This window comes from Vibrio sp. 2092, assembly GCF_033339635.1.
In the GTDB taxonomy this organism is placed as follows: Bacteria; Pseudomonadota; Gammaproteobacteria; order Enterobacterales; family Vibrionaceae; genus Vibrio; species Vibrio alginolyticus.
Map to the genome: position 1 here is coordinate 1 of NZ_JAWOUY010000012.1, position 25009 is coordinate 25009.

Annotated in this window: 23 protein-coding genes and 1 pseudogene; 20 read left to right on the forward strand and 4 right to left on the reverse strand. The window is 45.3% G+C overall.

What is annotated here, in order from left to right; genetic code table 11:
- Window positions 1-72: 72 nt before the first annotated feature.
- The 3 genes and pseudogenes from R7P80_RS18910 to R7P80_RS18920 form a co-directional block, all read left to right on the forward strand.
- A pseudogene (locus R7P80_RS18910) lies at window positions 73-249 on the forward strand (dihydroorotase); the annotation flags it as partial.
- Window positions 250-293: 44 nt separating this feature from the next.
- Window positions 294-854, forward strand: a complete 561-nt coding sequence (locus R7P80_RS18915) for a carbonate dehydratase (protein ID WP_017821071.1) — start codon at window positions 294-296, stop codon at window positions 852-854.
- Window positions 844-1857 carry a CobW family GTP-binding protein gene (locus R7P80_RS18920; RefSeq protein ID WP_021707804.1) on the forward strand — a complete coding sequence of 338 codons (1014 nt, stop codon included), beginning with the start codon at window positions 844-846 and terminating at the stop codon, window positions 1855-1857. The genes R7P80_RS18915 and R7P80_RS18920 overlap by 11 nt, the downstream gene beginning before the upstream one ends.
- 207 nt (window positions 1858-2064) lie before the next feature.
- On the opposite strand, the gene R7P80_RS18925 is transcribed toward R7P80_RS18920, so the two are convergent.
- Window positions 2065-2937 carry an aspartoacylase gene (locus R7P80_RS18925; RefSeq protein ID WP_225491862.1) on the reverse strand — a complete coding sequence of 291 codons (873 nt, stop codon included), beginning with the start codon at window positions 2935-2937 and terminating at the stop codon, window positions 2065-2067.
- 147 nt (window positions 2938-3084) lie between these two features.
- Here R7P80_RS18925 and R7P80_RS18930 point away from each other — a divergent pair, with 147 nt between their 5' ends.
- Window positions 3085-4344 carry a peptidoglycan DD-metalloendopeptidase family protein gene (locus R7P80_RS18930; RefSeq protein WP_054701335.1) on the forward strand — a complete coding sequence of 420 codons (1260 nt, stop codon included), beginning with the start codon at window positions 3085-3087 and terminating at the stop codon, window positions 4342-4344.
- A 523-nt stretch (window positions 4345-4867) separates the two neighbouring features.
- Window positions 4868-6082: a CobW family GTP-binding protein gene (locus R7P80_RS18940; RefSeq protein ID WP_225491861.1), complete on the forward strand. Its 1215-nt coding sequence runs from the start codon at window positions 4868-4870 to the stop codon at window positions 6080-6082.
- A 147-nt stretch (window positions 6083-6229) separates the two neighbouring features.
- Here the strand turns inward: R7P80_RS18940 and zigA are convergent, their stop codons facing one another.
- Window positions 6230-7429 carry a zinc metallochaperone GTPase ZigA gene (zigA, locus tag R7P80_RS18945; protein ID WP_005375723.1) on the reverse strand — a complete coding sequence of 400 codons (1200 nt, stop codon included), beginning with the start codon at window positions 7427-7429 and terminating at the stop codon, window positions 6230-6232.
- Window positions 7430-7619: 190 nt separating this feature from the next.
- Between zigA and R7P80_RS18950 the strand changes: the two genes are divergently transcribed.
- The gene (locus tag R7P80_RS18950; RefSeq protein WP_017635733.1) at window positions 7620-8045 is read left to right on the forward strand and encodes a TraR/DksA C4-type zinc finger protein; all 426 of its coding nucleotides are present in this window, start codon (window positions 7620-7622) and stop codon (window positions 8043-8045) included.
- 279 nt (window positions 8046-8324) lie between these two features.
- The gene (locus R7P80_RS18955; protein WP_017635732.1) at window positions 8325-8933 is read left to right on the forward strand and encodes a MarC family protein; all 609 of its coding nucleotides are present in this window, start codon (window positions 8325-8327) and stop codon (window positions 8931-8933) included.
- Between the two features lie 420 nt (window positions 8934-9353).
- Here R7P80_RS18955 and R7P80_RS18960 read toward each other — a convergent pair whose 3' ends face one another.
- Window positions 9354-9794: a phosphate-starvation-inducible PsiE family protein gene (locus R7P80_RS18960; protein ID WP_005375731.1), complete on the reverse strand. Its 441-nt coding sequence runs from the start codon at window positions 9792-9794 to the stop codon at window positions 9354-9356.
- Between the two features lie 179 nt (window positions 9795-9973).
- Between R7P80_RS18960 and R7P80_RS18965 the strand changes: the two genes are divergently transcribed.
- The 9 genes from R7P80_RS18965 (at window position 9974) to R7P80_RS19000 (ending at window position 17810) form a co-directional block, all read left to right on the forward strand.
- Entirely contained in the window at window positions 9974-10147 is a 174-nt protein-coding gene (locus tag R7P80_RS18965) for a hypothetical protein (protein ID WP_225491860.1), read from the forward strand.
- A gap of 412 nt (window positions 10148-10559) precedes the next feature.
- Complete coding sequence (locus tag R7P80_RS18970) at window positions 10560-11444, forward strand: PAS domain-containing protein (protein WP_225491859.1); 885 nt, start codon at window positions 10560-10562, stop codon at window positions 11442-11444.
- A gap of 3 nt (window positions 11445-11447) precedes the next feature.
- Window positions 11448-11873 carry a methyl-accepting chemotaxis protein gene (locus R7P80_RS29420; RefSeq protein ID WP_225491858.1) on the forward strand — a complete coding sequence of 142 codons (426 nt, stop codon included), beginning with the start codon at window positions 11448-11450 and terminating at the stop codon, window positions 11871-11873.
- Window positions 11874-12160: 287 nt separating this feature from the next.
- Complete coding sequence (locus R7P80_RS18975) at window positions 12161-12763, forward strand: ABC transporter permease (RefSeq protein WP_017635730.1); 603 nt, start codon at window positions 12161-12163, stop codon at window positions 12761-12763.
- 24 nt (window positions 12764-12787) lie between these two features.
- Entirely contained in the window at window positions 12788-13957 is a 1170-nt protein-coding gene (locus R7P80_RS18980; RefSeq protein WP_005375741.1) for an ABC transporter ATP-binding protein, read from the forward strand.
- Window positions 13954-14688 carry an ABC transporter permease gene (locus tag R7P80_RS18985; RefSeq protein WP_225491857.1) on the forward strand — a complete coding sequence of 245 codons (735 nt, stop codon included), beginning with the start codon at window positions 13954-13956 and terminating at the stop codon, window positions 14686-14688. Before R7P80_RS18980 ends, R7P80_RS18985 begins: the two co-directional genes overlap by 4 nt.
- A gap of 35 nt (window positions 14689-14723) precedes the next feature.
- A complete protein-coding gene (locus tag R7P80_RS18990; protein WP_017634274.1) occupies window positions 14724-15605 on the forward strand; it encodes a glycine betaine ABC transporter substrate-binding protein in 882 nt (293 codons plus the stop codon).
- A 4-nt stretch (window positions 15606-15609) separates the two neighbouring features.
- Window positions 15610-16446: a nitrilase-related carbon-nitrogen hydrolase gene (locus tag R7P80_RS18995; RefSeq protein WP_225491856.1), complete on the forward strand. Its 837-nt coding sequence runs from the start codon at window positions 15610-15612 to the stop codon at window positions 16444-16446.
- Between the two features lie 14 nt (window positions 16447-16460).
- Entirely contained in the window at window positions 16461-17810 is a 1350-nt protein-coding gene (locus R7P80_RS19000; RefSeq protein WP_017634272.1) for an MmgE/PrpD family protein, read from the forward strand.
- 36 nt (window positions 17811-17846) lie between these two features.
- Here the strand turns inward: R7P80_RS19000 and R7P80_RS19005 are convergent, their stop codons facing one another.
- The gene (locus tag R7P80_RS19005) at window positions 17847-18803 is read right to left on the reverse strand and encodes a GlxA family transcriptional regulator (RefSeq protein WP_225491855.1); all 957 of its coding nucleotides are present in this window, start codon (window positions 18801-18803) and stop codon (window positions 17847-17849) included.
- A 154-nt stretch (window positions 18804-18957) separates the two neighbouring features.
- On the opposite strand from R7P80_RS19005, the gene R7P80_RS19010 reads away from it, so the two are divergent.
- The 4 genes from R7P80_RS19010 (at window position 18958) to R7P80_RS19025 (ending at window position 24976) form a co-directional block, all read left to right on the forward strand.
- On the forward strand, window positions 18958-19851 hold the full coding sequence (locus R7P80_RS19010) for an alpha/beta hydrolase (RefSeq protein ID WP_005375755.1): 894 nt from the start codon (window positions 18958-18960) through the stop codon (window positions 19849-19851).
- Window positions 19852-19909: 58 nt separating this feature from the next.
- Complete coding sequence (locus R7P80_RS19015; protein ID WP_085568954.1) at window positions 19910-20779, forward strand: amidohydrolase family protein; 870 nt, start codon at window positions 19910-19912, stop codon at window positions 20777-20779.
- A 55-nt stretch (window positions 20780-20834) separates the two neighbouring features.
- Window positions 20835-23882, forward strand: coding sequence for an FAD-binding and (Fe-S)-binding domain-containing protein (locus R7P80_RS19020; RefSeq protein WP_053307793.1), 3048 nt, complete (start codon window positions 20835-20837; stop codon window positions 23880-23882).
- A 215-nt stretch (window positions 23883-24097) separates the two neighbouring features.
- Window positions 24098-24976, forward strand: a complete 879-nt coding sequence (locus R7P80_RS19025) for a DMT family transporter (protein ID WP_005375761.1) — start codon at window positions 24098-24100, stop codon at window positions 24974-24976.
- The last annotated feature ends 33 nt before the right edge of the window (window positions 24977-25009 follow it).

Consider the following 25009-nt stretch of genomic DNA (forward strand, 5'->3'; position numbering starts at 1 on the left):
AGGTTCATCTGGTGATACAGATGGTTCACTCGTTAAGCGGTGAACAGCGCTTCATACGACTTCACGTCGCACACCCCAACACGAGTTAGCAACGAAAACAGTTTATATCACTGTGGTTGGTCGCCTTTTGCTGGACATGAATTTTCAGCTCAAATTCAAAAGACTTGGGTCAATGGCGCGCTAGTTTATGCCAATAACAAAGTCATCGATAAACCAGCTGGAGCGATGCGTTTATCCTTCAATCGTTAAGTCGCTGACCGTAAAAAAAGAGCCATAAACAAACTGGAAGCATTATGTTAAGAAGAAACCCAACGGGCCATATGCCACAGGTGTCCTCAACAGCCTTTATCGATCCAACCGCTATTATCTGTGGCAAAGTCATTATTGAGGATAACGTTTTTATTGGACCCTATGCTGTTATTCGAGCTGACGAAGTTAATAACCATGGAGACATGGAAGCTATCGTCATCAAACGTGACACCAATATCCAAGATGGTGTCGTAATTCACTCTAAGGCAGGGGCTGCGGTGACCATTGGTGAGCGCTCATCTATTGCTCATCGTTCGATTATTCATGGTCCTTGCCAGGTTTGTGATGATGTTTTCATTGGCTTCAACTCCGTCGTGTTCAATAGCGTCATCGGTGAGAGGTGTGTTATTCGTCATAACTGTGTCGTCGATGGCCTCGATTTACCCGCTTATTTCCATGTACCACCGATGACCAATATTGGTGTCGGTTTTGATTTAGAGAGTATCTCTAAAGTGCCGCCAGAATATTCAGCTTTTTCCGAATCCGTCGTTTCTGCCAACCATGAACTAGTCCAAGGCTACCGGAGAATTGCCAATGAACTTTAATAAGCCACTGATTTCGCGAGTGCCGACTAACATCATCACTGGCTTTCTCGGGGTGGGGAAAACATCGGCAATAATGCACTTATTGACCCATAAACCGAGTCATGAACGTTGGGCTGTATTGGTCAATGAATTTGGCGAAGTTGGTATTGATGGCAGCTTGTTACAAGGCCAAAAAAAACAACAAGACCAAGTGTTTATTCGAGAGGTCCCCGGGGGATGTATGTGCTGTGCAGCAGGTCTTCCGATGCAAATCGCCTTAAATCAATTATTGTCTGAAGCAAGGCCAGATCGATTGTTGATTGAGCCTACAGGCCTTGGTCATCCTAAAGAAGTACTGCAAGTGCTATCGACCGAGTATTATCGTCAAATTCTCGCTTTGCAAAAAAACATTACTTTAGTCGATGCACGTAAACTATCGGATCCTAAGTACACTGAGCATGAAACGTTTAACCAGCAAATCACTATCGCAGATACAGTGGTAGGTAATAAGCGCGATCTCTATCAAGATGAAGATGAGCAAAAGCTGACGGCTTATATAGCAAAGCTCGGTCTGCGGGAAACAAAAGTGATTTTCGCTGAACATGGCGCTATCCCTTTTCATGAATGTGAGGGAGCGACTCGTATTGACGTGCAAAAAACGCCCTCTGTTCTTTATCGTGAAAGAGAGAAAAAGTCACTTGTTCCTGAGTTGCCTATGCCTGAGAGTGGCATTCTAAAAGCAACCAATCAGGGGGAAGGTTTCTACAGTATCGGTTGGCGTATATCCGCTGAAAACGTGTTCGATCATCAAAAGCTGAGATTATTGCTGCTCGACCTCAAGGTCGAACGAATGAAAGCGGTTTTTATCACGGGAAGCGGTATTTTTGGTTACAATCTAACATCAGATGGACTCACAGAGTTTGAACTAGACGAGTGTTCAGAAAGCCGCCTAGAACTGATCTCTTCCGGTCTAGATGACCAATTTGAAGATAGATTATTTCGATGTTTGGAGAAGGCATCATGATAGAAAAGAGAAAACTCTCCTTTTAACCATAATGTCTTACCTCCTTAAAATTCTAGTGGGGTTTCTTTTAAAGCTGCGCTTAGGGCACTTATGCTGCCGTATTAGGGTGGGGTTAGTACCCGTATTTTCTGCCTATGCGGTTCAGGCACAGTTTTATTCATGGGGTGAGGTATCCACGTTACACGTGGCCTAATTACTTGCTTTAAGTTACACGGAAGAAACACGTCTTTTTTTAGCGAGGGCCATTGCTATATTTGCGGTACTGTAGGCGCTCTCATTGATAAAGTGCGGGTAAATTTCCCCTTTGCCATTCCAATGGATATCATAACCAGCGAAAGTCGCTAATAAAGGTGCTCCTGGTTTGACCGCCTCAAAATCTCTGCCACAAATAGTAGGGTGTACTAGTGCTTGCCGCATACCCTCTTGATCAAGTGGAATCCTGATTTCTTCGGTGTAAAAAAACGCCTCATAATCGCTCAGTAAGCCTATTTGGTTGAGGTTGTGCTTTTCAACATAGTCCAATACTGCGGTAAGCATCTGTTTCATCAACTCCAACGTACTGTACTCTAGCGCACCATGTGCTTGCGCCCCGACCTCAATCATTATTCCATATTGCCCAGCAGTACAAAGGTAAGGTTGCTCTTGCCATTCCTTTCGCTCTTCGAAAAGGATATGTGCTGATGGCATTCGTTGTTTGACGTACGCGCCCAGTTTCCGATAAAACACATCGTTAGAAAGCAAAATCAACGTCGCTCCCATATTGCTTGTTGTATTGTGCAGGTCAACAATCAACAGTTTTTCTTGGTTTGCATATTTCTCGATAAATTGATGTGCAATCTTGCTTTCATGCAAATCAGGACAATGATTGCTATTCATTGCTGAGAACTCGCGATTTAAGTCTGTATCGATGTATCGGACGTTGTGTTTTACTGCTTCGGAGTTTGCGATGATCGAGCAGGCTGAAAAGGTTGATCTATTGACAGAGTAACGTTTTTCTTTGATTAGTTTATGTAAATAAATACCAGAAAGTTCGTTTCCGTGTGTTCCTGCAACGATCAGTGCTGAATTGAATGTGTTCATTATTGATCCTTCTCAAAGAGAATGGGTTGAATGACTGGTCTTCTCTTAGCCAATCCAGTGAACTGAATAAACGTTTACTAAACTGAGTAAAAGCAATCTTAGATATGTTATAACATAACAATCGTTATTATTGTTACTTAGTTTCTCATGAGTCAGTTTAAATTTATTGCTTTAATCGTTGCTGTGTTTTGTTTTTCGGTCGCTTTGCTTCTACCTACAGAGGATGAGCCAAATCAAGATAGTCACAGCGTTCAACTGAATCAAAGCAGTGATTCGTCACCACCTCCATCATCAAAGATAGTGGTTCCCTCAGATGTCAGTTTGACTCCGTTGCCTAAACCTAAACAAATACACTATATAGTTAAAGTGGGAGATACGCTCAGTGGTATCTTCGCTCAATTGGGTCTCTCTTACGGTATTTTGCAGCAAATTCTCTCAGTTGATCTTGATCACCTGCAGCTAGATATGATTAAGCCCGGAGAAGAGCTTGAATTAGTGATGGATGACATGGGGCAATTGAGTCGACTAATTTATCATATGAGCCTTGTAGAGAAGGCTATCTACACTAGAGAAAACGATGGCTCCTTCTCTTACGAATTTCAGGAAATTTCAGGGGAATGGCGTGAAACCTTATTTTCGGGAGAAATCAAAGGGAGTTTTTCAGTCTCGGCACATCGAGTAGGATTGGCATCAGGCCACGTCGCAAATATTACGCAGGTGATGAAAGATAAGATTGATTTTGCGCGATCTCTTAGAGCCGGTGACCGTTTCGATATATTAGTGAAACAGCAATATTTAGGTGAACACAAAACTGGCAATAGTGAGATTAAGGCTATTTCTTTTAACTTAGCGAGGGGCGAAGTCGCTGCATTTCTAGCCGAGGATGGACGGTTCTATGATAGAGCTGGTAACAGTTTGGAGCGAGCGTTTAACCGTTATCCTGTCGATAGGGCATACCGCCGAATCACTTCTGGGTTTAACCCTAAGCGTAAACACCCAGTGACGGGAAGAGTCACCCCGCATAACGGAACGGATTTCGCGACACCAATTGGTGCGCCAGTTTATTCTACTGGGGATGGAAAAGTAATTGCGGTCCGCAAGCACCCTTATGCCGGTAATTATTTAGTGATTGAACATAACAGTGTGTACAAAACTCGTTACCTACACTTGAATAAAATCTTGGTTAAAAAAGGTCAAGTTATAAAGCGTGGGCAAAAAATAGCCCTCTCTGGGAATACTGGTCGTTCAACCGGACCACATTTACATTTTGAAGTTTTAGTTCGTAATCGTCCGGTTGATGCAATGAAAGCCGACTTACCTATCGCGAAGTCGCTTCCTAACATCCAGAAACCTTCATTTTTGGCGCGAGTATCAGAGTTTGATTATCTAGTAGAAACGAAAAACTGAGTCCCGACAATTTGTTAGGGCTCAGTTATGCTATTTTGTGTTGTGAGGTTGGAGCAATAGGTGAGTGTCAATATGTGTTCCTAGAAGAATAATGACTGCGATTTTTTCTTTTACGTGCGCCCACATCCGCAACATCGGACGCTTTGCAACAACCTCCGCCTTTGATCGGCCTACGTGAAAACATCACACCAATCGCGAGCATCGCAATACAACTTAGGAAAATAAGAACGGTAAGAACTAAAGTCATAACACCACCCCCTATAAATCGCTGTATTGTCATCTTTCTCCAATTTTATAAACAAAGCAATGGTCGTTTTGTAACCACTTATTATTTTTATCAATAGTCAGACCTTTGCTGGTGATGAAACGTGATGAGAAACGAAGGAGAGTTCTGAGAAATCAGCCCCTGTGATCTTTACCGATTCTTAAGTTTTGCGTCTAAGACAGCAATTAGATTCCTTCTATAACTCACTAAGTTGTTATGTTATAACATGCGTTCATCCAGAGTTTGTAGGTCAAAAGTATGCCATCAATTCCAGTCACCATTTTGCATGGGTTTCTCGGGTCCGGGAAAACCACGTTTTTACGCAACATTCTTCAACAAGCCGATTCTTCTGGTATTGATCTGTCCGTTATTGTTAATGACATGAGTGAGTTAGACGTCGATGGCGTGCTTATCTTAAATACCGATGCGGTGAGTGAAGAGCAGGGCAACTTTGTTACGATCAGTGGAGACAGCATCAGCAGCCTGAGTGGTGTAAAGCAGCTCGATAAAGCCCTTAAAAAGCTCTGCGCAGAAAAATCGCCAGAATGGGTTGTGATTGAAACGTCGGGCAGTAGTCATCCTTTACCTTTGGTCGAGTACTTCAAAAGTAACGCACAATTCGCACTCAAAGACGTAATTACGTTGGTGGATGCGACTTGGTTGCGAGATGACTATCGACAAGGTTCTGCCTTAATCCCTAAGTGGCAGGAGAACGTGCAGCAGGGTGTTCGCGGCGTTGAAAACTTGTTGGTAGAGCAAATCATGTTCTCAAACCGTGTCATGCTCACCAAGACGGACAAAGTGGACGACAATACCGTTCGCAACATCGCGCAGGCGATTCACCCGCTTAACGTTTACACCGAGATAATCAAAACGTCGTGGGGAAACTTGGATATCCGCATGTTGAAAGGTGAGCAAGACTACAATTTCTTCCTTGTTGAGCAGTTAATCGCAGAACTTCGTGAGACGGTGAATGAGCCGTTGAATCTCTCTGATAAAGACGAACAAAGCCTTGTCGCGAAAGTGATCAAAGATGATCGACCTTTTCATCCTGCGCGTTTGTGGAATACCTGCCACCAGTATTTAACTAAAGGTGTGTTCCGCAGTAAAGGGTTCTTTTGGTTTCCAACTCGAGACGATGTTTCACTGCTTTGGAGCCAAGCAAGCGGCAATGTGGGGCTTGAAATTACAGGCTTTTGGCGCGCTTCGGTAATCAATGACGAATCGCAAAACTTCACTGAGGAACATCGTCAAATCCTGCAAGATAAGATAGACAGTGTTGAAAGCCGCTTTGGTGATCGTCGTTGTCGCTTAACGGTGATTGGGCAGGAAAACGAAGTCGATGCGTTTATTGATGCGCTGGAAAACTGCTTTTTAACGGAAGGGGAATTGGAGCAATGGCAACAAGGGGCAACATTTGAAGATCCTTGGCCAAAGAAAATAGCTAAGTTGAGCCAGAAGAAGACGGTTTGAATGCGCTGGTGAGGATTCCCTCGCTGCATGCTTGAATCTCAGCTTGTTCCAAGACGGACTTGCTGCGTTGGTTCTATATAACAAAATTGGCTCAGTGTAACTAAAAAGCCTCCCGAATGGTGGGAGGCTTTTTTGTATCTCAGTCGTTTACTGTTCCCATTCAGGGAAAGGGTCTTCCAGAGATAACCAATAGTCGAGCCCTTGCTCCATCTCATCTTCTGTTAACAAGCATTCGTTAAGACGAGCAATCAATTTCTCTTGCTCTAATCCCTGACCAATAAACACCAATTCTTGTCGCATATCGCCGTATGGTTCTTGCCAAATGTCGTTTATAGCATCTAGGTAATCTTGATCCGTCGGCCACTCCTCCTTCGGAATCGCTTTCCAAAACATACCCGCAACACCATAACGTGCGATGCCTCCCGCTTGGCTCCATTGGCCGACAAACTCTGGTCTGGTTGCTAGCCAAAAGTAACCTTTGGAACGAATCAGTTTGCCGTAATCTTTCGCATTGTGGAGGAAGTCGTAAAACTTCTCTGGATGGAAAGGGCGTCTCGCATGATAGGCAAAGCTGGAAATGCCGTATTCTTCGGTTTCAGGTATGTGCTCGCCTCGCATTTCCTTCAACCAACCTGGGGCTTGTTGTGCCTTTTCAAAACTGAAGCTTTGTGTGTCGAGTACCGCATCAAGTTCTACTTCACCATTCGAGATAGGAAGAATAGTGGCCGATGTATTGAGAGTTTTAAGAATAGCAAGAAGCCTTTCGATTTCTGATTTCTCAGCGAGGTCGGTTTTACTTATCAAGATAACGTCAGCGAACTCTACTTGATCAACGAGCAAGTCGGCGACGCTGCGTTCATCGTCTTCACCTAAGGATTCGGCTGTCTCTGTTAAGAACTTAGCTTCATCGTAATCACGCAGAAAGTTAATCGCATCAACTACTGTAACCATGGTGTCTAAACGTGCAACGTCTGAAAGTGAGAGCCCGTTTTCATCGGCAAAAGTAAAAGTCTCTGCAACGGGGAGTGGCTCGGCGATGCCAGTGGACTCGATAACTAAGTAATCGAATCTGCCTTCTTGCGCGAGTTTAGTAACTTCTTCAAGTAGATCCTCACGCAGGGTACAACAGATGCAGCCGTTACTCATTTCAACCAACTTTTCTTCACTGTGGTTGAGAGAAACTTCATTCTGAACGGTCGCTGCGTCGATGTTGACTTCGCTCATGTCGTTGACGATGACCGCCACTTTTCTGCCTTGTCTATTGTTAAGAATATGACTTAAAACGGTTGTTTTTCCTGCGCCTAGAAAGCCGGACAAAACCGTAACAGGGAGTTTCTGGGTGTTCATGCTCATGCTCTTTATAGTGTAATGTTATAATATAACAATTAATATAGTCGGTGATCTTAACTCTGGCATCAAGCAGTTTGTGACTGTGTCGAGTACTGCACCTTATTGGCGCATTCATTCGTCGTTAAGTTATACAGATTCAGATGTACGGAATTTAGAGAGCGAACTCTTATCTCGGTGTGGAGGTTCTATGAACGAAGAGAAAAAGCATGTCATGACAGAAGAAGAAATTCTTGCAGCGCCCGAGGCGGATTATATGAATGAAGCTCAGCTCGCATTTTTTGAAAACCGATTATTTGAGCTTTATGAATCGACGTTAGCGCATATTGAACGCGCGAAAGAAGAGATGATTGCGCCAATGGAATTCAGTGACGAAAGCGATAGGGCGTCCAGTGAGGAGCAATCTGCAATCGCATTAAGAATCATAGATAGAGAGCAAAAGTTGTTACCTAAGATTCAACAATCGTTGGCTCGCTTGCGCACAGGGGAGTATGGCTATTGTTTAGAGTCCGGAGAACCTATCGGCATTCCAAGGTTATTGGCACGACCTACTGCTGAATATAGTGCAGAAGTAAAAGCTCAAATGGAGTCAAAAGAGCACTGGTATAAACACTAAAGCCTCACTATCTTATGACGTCGATATTCTTCTCGTTCACTTGTTTTTTTGATGTTCTCTGAGAAGTCTAAAGCGATGGCGACTACCGTTAGGTATGGTAGTCATTACCTTTGAGATATTAATAGTTATCGATAGGATAGAAGTAAGTTCTGTATTGTAAATAACGCACCATTTTTGTTTTTCTGAATGAGCTCTCGCTATGTTAGCGTCAAACATTTTCTCTGCTACTTCAAGCTGATCTTCTATCCTTAAAGCTAAATTGGTACTGGAGAAAGTAGCATGATTGACTTTGTGGCAACTTTTATCTTTTTCTTTGCTGTCATCGATCCCATAGGTACTGTGCCCGTTTTTATCGCAGCCACAAAAAGCTATGAAGAAGTGGCAAAGCGTAAGGTCGCTCTTTTTGCGACTCTATTCTCCGCTGCTATCCTACTGTTTTTTGTTGTTGCTGGTGAAATCATACTTACAGCAATGCGTATTCCCTTGTCTGCGTTTCAAATCTCGGGCGGTATCGTATTGTTCTTGTTTGCTTTGACTATGATATTTGGTGAGAGTAAACCAGCAGAAGAAATCAGAACGCTCAATAGTCATCATGATACAGCAGTTTTTCCTCTAGCCATTCCATCAATTGCTAGCCCTGGCGCAATATTAGCCGCCGTTTTACTCACAGAGAACGTGCGGTTTAATATTTGGGAGCAAGTCCAGACAGTGGCTATGATGCTGCTGGTACTATTGGTTGTTTATATCTTGCTATTAATGGCCAGCGGCATACACAGGATTATTGGGAATACAGGAGCTAGTGCTGTAAGTCGGATCATGGGGTTGATATTAGCCGCTGTGGCCACGACCAACACTCTGAATGGGATTGAAAGTTACTTTGACCTTTAAGGCTGTTTCGCAAACTGAGCTGAAGGTATACGTTAAGAGCTAATTTTACGGCGAGATGACCGACCACCTGACAATCACTTTTCTGGCTGTTACTTCTAGCCGGATGTAATCCTTCAGGCTACTCGTGACGACCTTGTTTAAGAGGACCACGGAAAAGTTGAAAGTAAAATGCATAGATGTTGAGGGTATATATCAGATGGGGGAACTGGAGCAACACTTGCCCCCATTGAGCTGTGCCAATACTCAAAGATTAGCTGCTAGAAAACAATATCGATAATTTCTCCGCTTAGGCACTACTCTATAATCTTGTAGTCTCGCAGTATATAGAGCCTAGCATGGAGGAATTTATTAGCTTCAACGTGCCAAGACAAGACTTTTTCATGCCGTGAGAGTATCTGAAAAGTCGGGAGGCTGAGAAGTTTATTCAGTATGGCTCTTATTGGGCAGTTTATGGATCAGCCAGTAACCAAGACTCATACTAAGAACTACAGCCGCAATTCCAATCAGGTACATTGGAGACAAGGTTTCAAAGTCTATAATAATGACCTTTCGGGAGATTGCCATCAGCGCGGTGGCCATGACGATTTTTACATGAATAACATTTTCTCTCAGGTAAATAGTTATATTGATGAAAATTTCAATAGCAATTAAAACGGCCATAAAAGCACCAAAAGTGGCTAGCATATCTGAAATCGTCAGAATGAGTTTAGGTGGCGTGATAAGTTTTTGATATATCGTCCATGCAACATCTATCACACCCATGACGATTACAAACAACATAACTATCGACAATACTCTTACAGACCAATGAATCACTATCTGTAATTTTTTTGTTAACTTATCATTTTTATCGACTTCCATGGCCCTGTTTCCTTCGCTTGTTTATGTTCACTTAACCTTCATATGTTGAAGCTAGACAATTGAATACATGTCGTTTAAAGCATAGTTGCTGTGGTGAGAGATAGAAGCGTCCGAGGGAAGGAAGTTATGAAACTTAGGAGTGGGCACAATGTTGGACACATAATGTAATCTCTGGTGTCATGCGTTATTACCTCATTACCTCATTACCTCATTGCCTCATTTCTGATCGTGACGAGTCGACTGGTGAGGTGGTGATTCATCACCTTCACGGCAAACTGAATGAGCGGATACCACAACGTATTGATACTGGGCAAATCGATGCGCTTGTTGCTGGTTCCTCCGTGCGCTATTAATAGAAATGCAAGCGAATAAGGAGTGGGTAATCGCTCAAAAGTCGGGTGGAACAGCGATAAAACGGCAAAAATTATTGGAACTAAGTCAAAGCCCTTTTTTGATGGAAAGGCTTATTGATCTGAACACACCAATTTTCCATATAAGTACATCCACAAATACAAACCTCAAACTGGCGATAAAGAGCTTTAATATTAATAAATATATAAACAGCTTGGGCGCTGAAGAAATTTCAGTATACTGCGCTTAGGTTACACTGTAGAAAAAATCGCCGTATTCCCAGCGGGGTCCTTTGATGAGAAATAGAAATCGCGTTTGAATATGCAACCAAATGATTTTGCCGCTTGCAGTTTATTCGGTATACAAATAATAAACCTTTGACTAGTCCGAAGGTCGGTCAAATGAGAGAAAGTCATGTTTTTTAATAAGTCGCTTCAACAAGAAAATCAACGATTAAAGCAGGAGTTGCAAATCCTGCAGCAAATCCAAACCAGTTTAGATGAAGAGATGATCCGCTTAACATTGGATAGTAAAGGCATCATTACTTCTGCAAATACTAAGCTACAGCAAGAACTTTTCTTAAATGATGATGAGATCTTAACGAAATCAATTACTGAATTGGTACCGTCAAATTCGCGCAATACAGATCACTTTCATCGAATGAAGAAAGCCGTCCAAGATAAAGTGTTCTGGAATGGGGCATTGCAAGTACAGAAAGGTAATGGTGAGGAAGCCTGGTTAAGAACGATTATCCAGCCTGTTTTAAATGAGCGCAGAGAAGTAGAAAGCTTTTTTGTTTTTGCTTCTGAACTTACGCGAACGATCAAATCATCTCGTGAGCAAGAGGACATGCTAAATGCATTAAGTCGTTCTATGGCGGTAATTGAGTTCACATTAGATGGCCATGTTTTAAAAGCCAACGATAATTTCCTAAACACAATGGGTTATACGCTTGATCAGATTCTAGGGAAGCATCATCGCATGTTTTGTGATCAGGAAGAGTCGAGCTCTCAAGCTTACCGTGAGTTTTGGCAACGTTTAGCAAAAGGGCAATTTTCATCAGAGCGATTCAAACGAGTTAACCGTTATGGTGAAGAGGTGTGGTTAGAGGCTTCATATAACCCAATCCATAACGACAGAGGAGAGCTCTATAAGGTCGTTAAGTTCGCGACAGATATTACCCAACAGGTGATGCAGGAACAGAAAATGACCCAGGCTGCGCAATTGGCGAACGAAATCTCCCAAGAAACTGGAACACAAACCCTGCAAGGGCAAGAGGTTATAGGCTCAACGTTATAAAAGATGCAGACACTTTCCGAGCAAATGCAGCAAGCGAACACCGCGATTGACGAGCTTAAAGCGCACTCATCGCGTATTAGCGAGTTGGTAAATAGCATCAGTGGTATCGCTGACCAAACTAACTTATTGGCGTTAAATGCGGCGATAGAAGCGGCTCGTGCGGGTGAGCATGGTAGAGGTTTTGCCGTTGTTGCTGATGAAGTCAGACAGCTTGCTACAAGAACCAATGCAACCACCGATGAAATTGTCACAATGGTCAGTGAAAACCTACAGCGAACAGATAACGCAGTTAAGCTGATCGCTAAATGCCAAAAAGAAGCACTAGATACGCTAGAGCTCTCTGAAAAAGCAGGCAATGTGATGAATGAAATACAAGATGGCGCTAGCCGTGTTGTAGAGGCCGTGGAGCAATTTAACCGCTCGTTGTAGTCAGTTCTTCATGCCAGCACAGGCTTTTAAGTTCCTATATAATCAAATTGTTTACTAGTGCTACTCATCGCCAATCAAGCGTGTTTTTGGTGATGAGAAAGCCAGTTCATTCCTTTCTTAATATTTCGTATTTCTATCTTTACGTGTCGCTATTTTACAACACTGTTAATAAAAAGTAGCGTAATTTAATCTCCTGTTAACTTGGTTGCGAATCACAGTTGGGGGAGACCTACTTGGACTTACTAAATTTCACCATAGATAACTTAGCGCTGCTAGGTACGCTTACCATGGAGCACATCTCTTTGGTTGCTCTGGCTGTTGGGCTTGCCATCTTAACTGGCGTACCTATCGGCATTCTTATCACACAAAATGAGCGCGCTGCGAAAGTGGTGCTTTACGTAGCGTCCATCATTATCACCATTCCTTCAATCGCATTGTTTGGTTTGATGATTCCTCTCTTATCGACCATTGGTCATGGGATTGGCTACGTGCCCGCCGTGATTACCGTACTGCTTTATTCTCAGCTGCCTATTATTCGCAACACTTATACCGCAATTCACAACGTAGAACCATCGCTCAGAGAGGCTGCTCGCGGTATCGGGATGACGCCTTTTCAGCGTTTGAAAATGGTGGAAATTCCATTGGCGATTCCGGTGATTATGGCGGGTGTGAGAACGGCAGTAGTAATGAATATTGGCGTTATGGCGATCGCCGCGTATATCGGAGCCGGTGGGCTGGGCGTGTTTATCAGCCGTGGCATCTCGCAAAGTGATCCTCGACAACTGATCGTTGGTGCCATCGCCGTCAGCCTTCTGGCTATCATCGCGGATTACGGATTGATTCGACTACAAAAAAGATTAACGCCACCGGGCCTAACCGCTGCTCGATAAAGGACAAATAATAGGGACATTCAAATGATCAAAATTGACAAGCTAACCAAAATTTTTGAAACGCCTAATGGCCCGGTGACTGCCGCAGATCACATTGAGATGGAAGTTCACAGTGGTGAAATATGTGTGTTACTTGGCCCGTCCGGTTGTGGCAAAACCACCACGCTGAAAATGGTCAACCGAATTATTCCCGCGACATCGGGCAAGATCTATCTTGGCGGTGAAGATACTTCTGGGATGGATACAGTCACTCTGCGCCGCAACATCGGCTATGTTATTCAGCAAATTGGCTTATTTCCCAACATGACGATCGGCGAAAACATCGCGGTGGTTCCCAAGTTATTAGGGTGGGATAAGGCGAGATACATGACGCGTGCAAAAGAGCTATTGGAGATGGTTGCTCTTGATCCTAGTGTTTTCCTTAATCGTTATCCAAATGAGTTGTCTGGCGGACAGCAGCAACGAATTGGAGTTGCTCGAGCGCTAGCTGCGGATCCTCCCGTCATGCTGATGGATGAACCATTTGGCGCGATTGACCCGATCAACCGTGAAGTAATCCAGGATGAGTTCCTTAAAATGCAGCAAGAGCTCAACAAGACCATCATGTTTGTCAGTCATGACATTGATGAAGCGGTCAAAATGGCCGATAGAATTGCGATTTTCCGCGATGGTCATCTGGTTCAGTACGATACGCCTGACGATTTGCTCGCACACCCGAAAGATGATTTCGTGAAAAACTTTGTCGGAGATGATCGCGCACTTAAACGTCTACGCTTAGTGACGGCTGAGTCCGTCATGCAGACCACCTTTGCGCACGTGAAACCTAACGAGACGCTTGCCGACGCTTTAACCAAAATTGACGCGTATGGGTATCGCGACGCCGTGATATTAGTAAATGGCCAACACCAGCCTATCGGTTATGTGCCAAAAGCTACAGCAATCAATATGAAGGGGTACTGCGGTGAACATTATGTCGGCCTGAAAACAATCGCCCGAACCACGGATGATCTGCGTAAAGTCGCGTCGAAGATGTTCACGCACGACATTGTTTGGATGCCGTGTGTTGACGAGAATGGCCGCTTAGTGGGCGAAGTCACACAGCGCGGCATTACTCATTATCTAGGAGCAACTTATCAGCGCGATACCTCTCTTAGTGAGCCACAGCCATTGCATCAGGCTAAGGAGGCATCGTGACCAATCAGCTAAAACAAACCTACTATTTCGTTTTATTGGCGTGTGTCTTTGCGTTGGGTATTTATTTACAAGGCGCGGGTACGATCGATGATTTCCTCTACTACCAAGAAGACATTGTTTATTTGACGATTCAGCACATTGAACTGGTGCTGCTGTCTGGTGGATTGGCGATCCTAATCGCGATTCCCGTCGGCGTATTGCTCAGCCGCCCTCGTTTTCAGAAAGTCGCAGAATCGGCGATGCAGGTTTTGAATGTGGGGACCACGATTCCTACTTTAGCCATTCTCGCGCTGGCAATGAGCTTTCTTGGCATTGGCACCGTGCCTGCGGTATTTGGACTTACGATTGCCTCGTTGTTGCCGATTGTCAGAAACACCTACATCGGGCTGAAAGAAGTGCCCGCTCATTTAAAAGAAGCGGCGTCAGGCATTGGTATGACCGAGTTACAAATGTTGTTTCAGGTTGAAATTCCTAATGCACTTTTCGTCATTTTTGCCGGTATCCGCACGGCGTTAGCTGTCAACGTGGGTACCGTTCCACTGGCCTTCTTAATTGGTGGCGGTGGGTTAGGGGAGCTCATTTTTACCGGTATTGATCTGGATGAACCCATCATGATGCTGGCAGGCGCTATTCCTACAGCGATGTTGGCTATCGCTATCGACAGTGTGGTAGGAGCCGTTTCTTATGTCACTGTACCTAAAGGCTGTAACCCTATTAGAGCTAGACAATAACAATCCTAAAAATTGAATACAGACAGGAGTCAAACATGTTGAAGCAAATTACTCGCCGCTTGCTGGCCGTTGGTGTACTGCTTTCAAGTTTTCACGCATCTGCGGAAATCGTCGTAGGTGGTAAAAACTTTACAGAACAACAGCTTTTAACGGAAATTACGTCTCAATATTTAACCCAAAAAGGCTACGACGTTGATAAACGTTCGGGCATGGGCAGCGCGGTTTTGCGAAAAGCGCAAGAAAACGGACAGATTGATCTTTATTGGGAATATACGGGCACATCACTGATCATTTACAACAAAGTCAAAGACAAGCTCCCAGCAGAGCAAGTGTATCAACGCGTTAGGGAACTCGATGCGAAGAAAGGCCTAGTTTGGCTTAACCCTTCAAAAGCGAACAACACCTACGCGCTCGCTATGCGCAGTGACGATGCGAAACAACGTGGCATCTCAACCTTGTCCGAGTTTGCCGAGCAAATGCGCCAAGACCCGCCAATGACCATTGCTTTGAATGCGGAATTCTATGCACGAAAAGATGGCTTCCGACCTTTACAGAAAACCTACAAATTCAAAGCTTCACGAGACCAAGTGAAACGCATGGATACGGGGTTAACTTATGATGCTCTGAAAGGGAAAGAAGTCGATGCTGCGCTTGTATTTGCAACAGATGGTCGTATCAAAGCATTTGGTTTTACCGTTTTAACGGATGACAAACAGTTCTTCCCTGATTACGCGATCACTCCTGTGGTTCGCCAAGAAACGCTAGATGCGAACCCAGAGCTTGCCGAGCAAATGAACGCGCTTTCTGCGGCGATCGATGGCGATACGATGTCGACTTTGAATCAACAAGTTGATGTGGAGCGACGTTCGATCTCAGAAGTCGCAAGCCAGTTCCTATCTGAGCATAACTTGGGGTAATACCATGACTATCCTGCAAGTCAGTGTGGCCCAAATCAACGCCCAGTTAGGCGATGTGAATGCCAATCTGAATATTCATCAGGATTACATAAAGCAAGCTGCGGCCTTGGGGTCGCAGCTATTGCTGTTTCCTGAACTCTCCTTGACCGGATACCAGCTCCAATCTTCTGTGCGTGAAGTTGCCATGAAGCGTGATGACGCTCGGCTTAAAGAGCTTGCGCAACTTGCACCGCAGATGTCCGTGATTGTCGGCTTTGTTGAACAGGCCGCTCCGGGAGAATACTACAACGCGATGGCTTGGTTGCTCGGTGGTACGGTGGTTGCTGTGCATCGTAAAGTCAATTTACCAACCTATGGTGGGCTTGAAGAGGGTAAGTGGTTTCATTCGGGAGAGGCTACCACCAGCGTTTGTCTTGATGAAAATTGGCGAGGCTCGGTTTTAATTTGTGCCGATTTATGGAACCCACCTTTGGTTCATTGCGCGCTACTCGATAAGCCTGAAATCTTGCTCGCGCCGATCAACTCGGCCAGCAGTATTGTCAGTAAAGACTTTTCCAACGAAGACAACTGGTTAGTTAACGTTAAATTTTATGCGGTGCTCTACGGAACTCCAGTTTTGATGGCTAATCGTTACGGGCCAGAGGGCGAAGCGTGGTTTTGGGGAGGAAGCTGTATTTTGTCTCCAACGGGCGAGCTATTGGCGCAGGCAGAAGACGGTGAAACCTTGATAACTGCAACCTTGTCATTGGACGATATTGATAAAGCCAGGTTCGAGCTGCCTACCGTGCGAGACAGCAATACACCATTGATCACAACGCTATTGTCGAAGGCAAAACGCTAAAACTGGAGCAGTAGATGATGCAATCTATTCATCGATTTATTCACGAATTAACCTTTGAACAGCTTCCTGCTGACGTTATTGAACAAGCGAAATATTGCGTCTTGGATCTGTTGGGTGTCGCCGCAGCAGGTAAAGCGACGCAACTGCAAAATATGGTAGCTAAACTCGCGCAGAAGCAGTTTGCCGGTGATACGCCGATGCTGTTTTCTGATCACACGGCCAGTGGTTGTGGGGCGACTCTATATGGCGGCATGTTGATTGACAGCATGGACGCGCACGACGGCCAAGTCCTGACGAAAGGCCATGTTGGCGTCGCTGTTTTGCCGGGGCTGCTCGCCAGTATGCATGAGTCAGCGATCACGGGAGAAGAGTTATTAACGTCCCTCATCATTGGCTACGAAATTGCAACTCGCGCCGGAATCGCGCTGCATCAAACCGCTTGTGACTATCATACTTCTGGTGCTTGGAATGCGTTGGGCGTCGCTGCGGTGTCTGCAAGAAGAAAAGACTTAACGGATGCACAAACAGAGCATGCGCTCGGCATTGCCGAGTTCTATGGCCCGCGCAGTCAAATGATGCGTTGTATTGAACATCCAACCATGCTCAAAGACGGCTCTGGCTGGGGAGCGATGGCGGGCTTTGCCAGTGCAGAGCTGGCAGAAGAGGGCTTTACTGGCGCGCCAGCCGTGACTCTGCTGGACCAACAAACTCACGCTTTGTGGGCAGATTTAGGGCAGCGCTGGTATATCCTGGAGCAATACTTTAAACCGTATCCGGTTTGTCGTTGGGCTCAACCCGCGGTTGAAGCGGTGAGAGCGCTGCAACAAGAAAATAAACTAAAAGCTGATGAGATTGAACTTATCGAAGTTCACAGCTTTCACCAGGCGGTGTGCCTGCATACCAAGCGCCCTGAGACAACCGAGCAGGCTCAGTATAGTTTGCCATTTTCAGTCGCGAGTGCGGTTATAGATAATACGGTCACGGTAGAAGCCGTCACCAAAGGACTGAAAGATCCTGCTCGCTTGGCACTTACGGAACGGATGAAGTTAATTGAAGAGCCTGCATACAATGATAAGTTTCCAGCCGAACGTTGGGCGCATGTCGTGGTGACGTTGAAAAATGGCGACAAACTGACTTCGCCTCCCTGTATTGCGCGAGGTAATCCTGAAAATCCGCTCAGTCGAGGCGAGATGCGAGGTAAGTTTCGTACTTTGGCAGAGAAAGAACTGCCCGCTTCGCGCGTGTCAGCGATAGAAGAGGGCTGTTTGCAACTTGATAAAGCCAGTAAAGAGCAGGTACTTGCTTGGCTATCATTGCTTTACCAAGGCACGTTGTCCGATAAGCCGTCTGACACATCACGATGAGATCGAAGAGATCGAACTCCTTTCTCTTACTCAATCTTAAGCTAAACGTCGCTCTTCACGCGGCGTTTTTTCATAGCGTTTTTTGTAGCAGCGCGCAAAATACGATGTAGAACTGAACCCACAAGCGGTGCTGATTTGAGTGATGGACAGCATGGTTTGCAACAACAAATGTTGAGCGCGTTCTAAGCGCAATTGAAGGTAGTAATTGCCTGGTTTGTCTTGCAAGTATTGCAAAAATAACCTTTCCATCTGCCTGACCGATAACCCTACTTGCTCGCCAATTTCATAGCACTTTAGTGGCTCTTCCATGTTGGCTTCCATGATCTCTACAGCGTCGATCAGGCGCGGGTGGCGGATGTTATGCTTACGGATTAACGACATCCGCTGTTTATCATGCGCTGGTCGAATCGCAGGGTGAATGCATTGCTCTGCCACTTGATTCGCCAAGTCACTCCCATGTTGGTTTGTAATTAAATGAAGCATCATATCCAAACCGGCTAGGCCGCCCGAACAAGTTGGTGTGCGTGGGTCGAATTCGTACAACTCACTGGTCACGTTAATGTTTGGAAACTCCTCTGCCAGGCTGTTGGCGGACTCCCAATGCACGGTACACGTTTTGTTTTTTAACAGGCCAGCTTTTGCTAACAATACGCTGCCTGTCGAAGTCGAGCCCACGGCGATGCCTTGACGAAGCGCTTGCTTTAACCACTGATTCACCGAGCCACTCGCAGCAGCAACATGGGCGCCAATACCTGCCACAACCAGCAGCAAGTCTAAATGAGCAATGTTGTTGACTGACTGTGTTGGCGAGAATGAAACGCCATTACTGGCCGACACTTCTTTATCTTCGAATCCATAAATATCCCACTGATACAAATCGCAACCAGCGAGGCGGTTGGCCATTCGAAGAGGTTCGATAACCGCCGAAAAAGAGAGCATCGAAAAATCAGGAATAAGGAAAAAACCAATGCGATACGTGTGTGTCGTTTTCATTCTCTGTGGTCACCAAGTGGGCAGTTCATCTATGTCGTATTTCTGGATAAGAATGTCGCAATTGTTAAATTATTGCTATCAAAATTCGAACATGATGTGACTTAAGACAAGGACTTCTTTGTCGAGCATACACATTCATTTGGACGAGATAATTATGATTGAACAAAAAGCCCCAGTAATTAGTGATGGTCTACGCCTTGATGGCGCTTTCTTTACTGACGAGAACGTTAACAACCCAGACTTACCGATCGTTATTGTCTGCTCAGGCTTTACTGGGCAAAAAAATATTCACCCAGAGCGTTACGCGAGAGCCTTAACTGCGAAGGGCTTTACAGTATTCGGATTTGACTACCGTGGCTTTGGTGAATCTGAGGGTATTCGTGAGCGAGTTATCCTAGATGAACAAGTACGTGACATCGCGAACGCGGTTGCGGTTGTGAAACAGCGCGCTGACGAGGAAGGCCGCAAAGTCGTACTGGCTGGCTGGGGCATGGCCGGTGGATTAATTCTTGATGCTTACCGAGTTTGTCAAGATGCGATTGATGGCCTTATCTCCATGAACGGCTTTTATGATGCGGTACGTGTTCAGGTTGCTCAACGTGGCGAGCACGGTTGGAAAGCGTTCCGTCAATTTATGTTAGAAGAGCGTACACGTCTTGCTCTTGGTGGAGAAAAGCAGGGGATTGATCCATTTGAAATCTACCCGCTTGACCCAGTAAGCCGCGAATATGTATTCACTGAACTGGTCAAAGCACCGGGCTACGGCGTGACATCTGATCTGGATTTTGCGGATTCTCTCATCAATTTCAAACCGGAAGCCCTACTGGACGAGCGATTTGCAGACGCGCCAATCTTGATTGCGCACGGTGCAGAAAACGATCTTCACCCAGTGACCGAAGCAAAGTCGCTGTACGCGAAATACCCTGGGCCGAAATCTCTATTCTTACTGCCTGAAGGTGGTCACACCGAGTGGATGTTGGACGACGATCCTAAGTTTATTCAGTTCTCTGGCGTGATCGCGAACTGGTTGAGTGAGAACTTCAGTTAAGTCTTCCAGAGGTGCTTTCGTTGATGGCACCTCTACCTTTCTGACAGGATGATTTTCGATGAGCATAATTCCATTTTGTGAAGCGGCGGACCCATTTGTAAATAAACCAACAATCGCGATTCCTGAAGGCGCGGTTGATTGTCATGCCCACGTTTTTTCTTCACGTTATCCGTACTGTGAAACGCGAACCTACACGCCACCCGATGCCAGCGTCGGCGCGTACCTGCATTTACACCAGCAATTAGGCATCCGTCATGGCGTGCTGGTTCAGCCGAGTGTGTATGGCAATGACAACCAGTTGCATCTTGATACATTACGGTATTTACGCCAGCAAGGTTACGACTACAAAGGCGTCGCGGTCGTGGATGCGGATGTGTCCGAGCAAACGCTGGATGAGCTACAAGAAGCCGGATTTTGTGGGGTGCGGATGAACCTGCTGTTTAAAGGTGGTATTGAGTGGCGTGATGTTGAACGTTTAGCGGCTCGCCTTGCAGAGCGACACTGGCACCTTCAATGCTTAATTGATGTTTCGCAGTTTGATGACTTATATCAGCGATTAAGGGCTTTACCCGTGCCCGTAGTGATTGATCATCTTGGACATATGCCAACAAACAAGCTGATTTCTCATCCTGGTTTTCAAACCTTATTGAAGCTTAAGGCCGAAGGGAAAGTGTGGACAAAATTGTCGGCACCGTATCGTTTGTCGCTTCAATCTCCGCCTTATGATGACGTTTCTTCGTTTGCTCAAGCTTTGTTAGAAGCGAATGAAGAGCAATGCGTCTGGGGCTCGGATTGGCCTCATCCATGTTTTGCTGCTGAGATGCCAAATGATGGCCAGCTATTAGATACCTTGTGGCACTGGACGCAAGATACGACACTGTTTGGCAAGATTCTGGTCGATAACCCCAAGCGCCTCTACCACTTTTAACTCCGCATTCATGTTACGAACCTAAAAAGACAACCGTAAGGCACCGATTCAAATTATGCTTCCTGCACTTCCGCTACAGGTTTCCTCTGATCCTGTGGTTATCAAGTTCTTTAACACCCTTAAACAACTTGGTTTCAAGGGGGATACTGATGCTCGTTATACCACTCGATTGAGTATGGCGACTGACAACAGCGTCTACCAGCAACTTCCTTTGTCGGTCGTCTTTCCTGCCAACCATCATGATGTGGTAATACTTGGCAAGGTCAGTGCACGTGATGAATTTAAGCACCTGACCTTTTCGCCCAGAGGAGGCGGAACGGGCACCAACGGACAATCATTGAACTCGGGGATTGTGGTTGACCTGTCTCGCTACATGAATCGAGTGTTAGAGATTAACGAGCAGGAAGGTTGGGTGAGAGTGGAAACTGGGATAGTCAAAGATCAACTCAACGACATCGTTCGCCCTTATGGTTATTTCTTCTCGCCAGATCTGTCGACCAGCAACCGCGCAACATTAGGTGGGATGATTAATACTGATGCATCAGGCCAAGGCTCTTTGCAATATGGTAAAACCTCGGATCATGTGTTGGCACTCAAAGCCGTATTGGCGGATGGTTCGGTTCTCGATACCGAAGCAGTTCAACAAAACAAATGGTTAAACAGTGATGTAGTATCGCGAGCGTTAAAAATTACGGAGGAAGTTTGTCGAGACAAGCGTCAACAGATTCTGGATAAGTTTCCTCCTCTGAATCGATTTCTTACTGGTTATGACCTAAAAAACGCCATCAACGACAAGAGTGAAGAGTTTGACGTCACGAGAATATTATGTGGCTCTGAAGGTACGTTAGCTTTTATCACTGAAGCCAAGCTCAATCTTACGCGAATACCTACCACGCGACTATTAGTGAACGTAAAATACGATAGTTTTGACTCTGCGCTACGAAATGCGCCCTTGATGGTCGAAGCAGAGGCTCTATCGGTTGAGACGGTTGATGCAAAGGTACTCAATCTTGCAAGAGAAGATATTATCTGGCACTCGGTAAAACACGCGATCTCAGACGTGCAGGGCAAACAGATGCAAGGGATTAACTTTGTCGAGTTCGCAGGCAGTCACAGCGATGATATTGAGGATAAAGTTGAACGCTTACTTTCAATTCTCGATAAGGAAATCGTTCACCGACGCAGTGGTATCATCGGTTATCAAGTCTGTCGTGAACCCCAAGACATCCAGGCCATTTATGGCATGCGCAAGAAAGCGGTTGGGCTGCTTGGCGCGACCAAAGGTCAGGCAAAGCCGATTGCATTCGCGGAAGATACCTGTGTGCCGCCTGAAAATTTAGCGGACTTTATCGAGGAATTTCGTACGTTGCTGGACGACAATAACCTGCATTATGGCATGTTTGGGCACGTGGATGCTGGCGTCCTTCACGTGCGTCCTGCGCTCGATATGTGTGACCCCGAGCAAGAAGCGTTGATGCATCAACTGTCCGATGATGTAGTCGCGCTGGTGGCAAAATACAATGGCTTAATGTGGGGAGAACACGGTAAAGGATATCGCTCAGAATATGGACCTGCCTTCTTTGGTGATGAGCTCTTTACTGAATTAAGGCGCATTAAAGCGGCGTTTGACCCCGACAATAAAATGAATCCGGGGAAGATTTGCACACCACTGAATAGCGACGCTGAAATGGTAAAAGTCACAGCGACCAAGCGTGGCTACTATGATCGTCAGATCCCCGTAGAAGTCCGAGAGTCGCTTAAGCCCGTACTGTCTTGCAATGGCAATGGGCTGTGTTTTAATTACGATGCTGATAGCCCAATGTGTCCATCATTTAAAGTGACAGCCGATCGTCGCCACTCTCCGAAAGGGAGGGCGGGGATAATGCGTGAATGGCTGCGTCGCCTTAATGACAGTGACTTCGATTTGCTCGCTAACGAACAGCAACTTCTCAATCAAAAGTTATCGGTTAAGCTTTTGGCTCAGAAGCTGAGTAAGTTGATATCTCGCCCCGCTCCTGATGATTTATCGCATGAAGTTTATGAGGTGATGAACGGTTGTCTAGCGTGCAAAGCGTGTGCGAGTCAGTGTCCTGTGAAAGTTGATGTACCTGATTTTAGAGCGCGTTTTTTACACCTCTATCACTCTCGTTATCGTAGACCTCTGCGCGACTATCTGGTGTCGAATATTGAGCAACTGCTGCCGATTATGGCAAAAGCTCCCAAGCTGGTTAATCAAATTGCATCTAGTAGGCCTGTTACGCAAGTATTAGAGACATCCATCGGTTTTATTGATTCGCCAGTGCTATCGATCCCTACGTTGCAAAGTCGATGTCAGGCACTTGGAGTGAGCCCGTTTGACTTTGTGTATCTAGAATCGCTTTCCCCAGAAGTGAAGCAAAATTACGTCTTGATTGTTCAAGATCCATTTACCAGCTTTTATGAAGCCGAGTTGGTTGCGGACTTTATTCAGTTATTGCAGCGGTTAGGGAAACACCCTGTTGTTCTGCCTTTCAAACCCAATGGGAAAGCTCAACATGTAAAAGGTTTCCTTAAGGCATTCGCCAGAAATGCACAAAACACATCGGATTTTCTCAACCAAGTTGCTGAGCTTGAAATTCCTATGATCGGTATCGATGCAGCCTTAGTGCTTTGTTATCGTGATGAGTACCATCAGGCTCTAAAAGAGAAGCGAGGCGAATTTACAGTTTATACGGCTCTTGAGTGGTTGGTGGATACACTTAATGAATGGCCGCCAGTACGTGTATCGGATGAAGAACCTTGGTATTTGATGGCGCATTGCACAGAAAAGACCAAAATACCGGAGACTGAGAAATCTTGGCAGTCTATTTTTCAGCACTTTGGCTTAAATCTGCAAGTCATACCTACGGGATGTTGTGGCATGGCTGGGACATTCGGACATGAAGTGGATAAGAAAAGTACGTCTGAAGCTATATATCAGCTTAGTTGGAAACCGAATATAAAGAACTTGCCCACTGAGCGTGTGTTAGCCACGGGGTACTCCTGCCGCAGTCAAGTTAAGCGTTTTGAAGGAGAGGTAGTTCGACACCCCGTACAGGTTTTAGCCAGTTTGCTTGCTGTATAGAATGCTAAAGTAATTTAGTATGCGAAAAGGCTTGCCTTAAGACTTTGCCTGCATTTAATGTATCTAGCAGCAGAACTTCAATCTGCGTGACAACAATACAGGAGAGGATCGGGCTTTCACTTTTTCGCTCGACACAAACCCCTTTCAAATTTACACAATAGCGCAGTAAAACTCTCTTGCTGCGCTATTGTGTGTTCCATATTTTGTGAGTACTTATGTTTAACTCAGAACGCAAAGCGACGGTTATTCTGGTTGCGACGACGATGATCGCTGCACTTGGCTGGATATTCTCTAAGGAAACAATACAGGGTTTACCACCTTTTGGCTTTATTGGGGCGCGATTTACTATCGCTTCGCTCTGCTTACTGCCTCTATGTTACCGACCTTTGCTGAAAGCAAACTTAAAAGATGTGCTTTCTGCTGGTGGTGTCGGGCTCCTGTTAGGCAGTGCCGTTATGACATGGATTTACGCTATTTCTATCAGTGATACTCTTGGGGAAGGCGCATTTATCATGAGCCTTTCCATGCTGTTTGTGCCGATTGTTGCATGGGTTATGTTTCGTCAACGACCACAACGAATTTTCTGGCTTTCTTTGCCTATCGCTGTATTAGGTCTTGCTTGTCTTTCTTTAGTTGGTGGCTGGAAACAATCGGCCAGTCAATTGTGGTTTCTTGGTGCAGCACTGGTTTTGGCGCTTCATTTTAATGTGAACAGCAAATACTCTCAAAAACTACCTGTGCTGCTGCTTACTTGCGTGCAACTTTTTTCAGCAGGTTGCTTAGGTTTGTTGGTTTCATTTTTTATGGAATCTTTCCCGGCTGAGGTGGACTCCTCTATTTGGTGGTGGTTTGCGTTGAGTACCTTATTAGCGACGAGCTTGCGTTACGTAATGCAAACCATGGGGCAAAAATTTGTTCAGGCAGGTAACGCTGCTCTAATTATGATATTAGAACCAGTTTGGACGGTTATTCTGAGCGTGCTGTGGTATGGCGAAGTGCTAACGGCAAATAAACTAGTAGGTTGTGTGCTTATCTTATTTTCTCTAATTATTTATCGTACTGGCGGGCGGTTTCGCTTCCCTACTCGAAAGTAGAGCAAATTAACTTGGGTTGGGAGAATTTGAGGT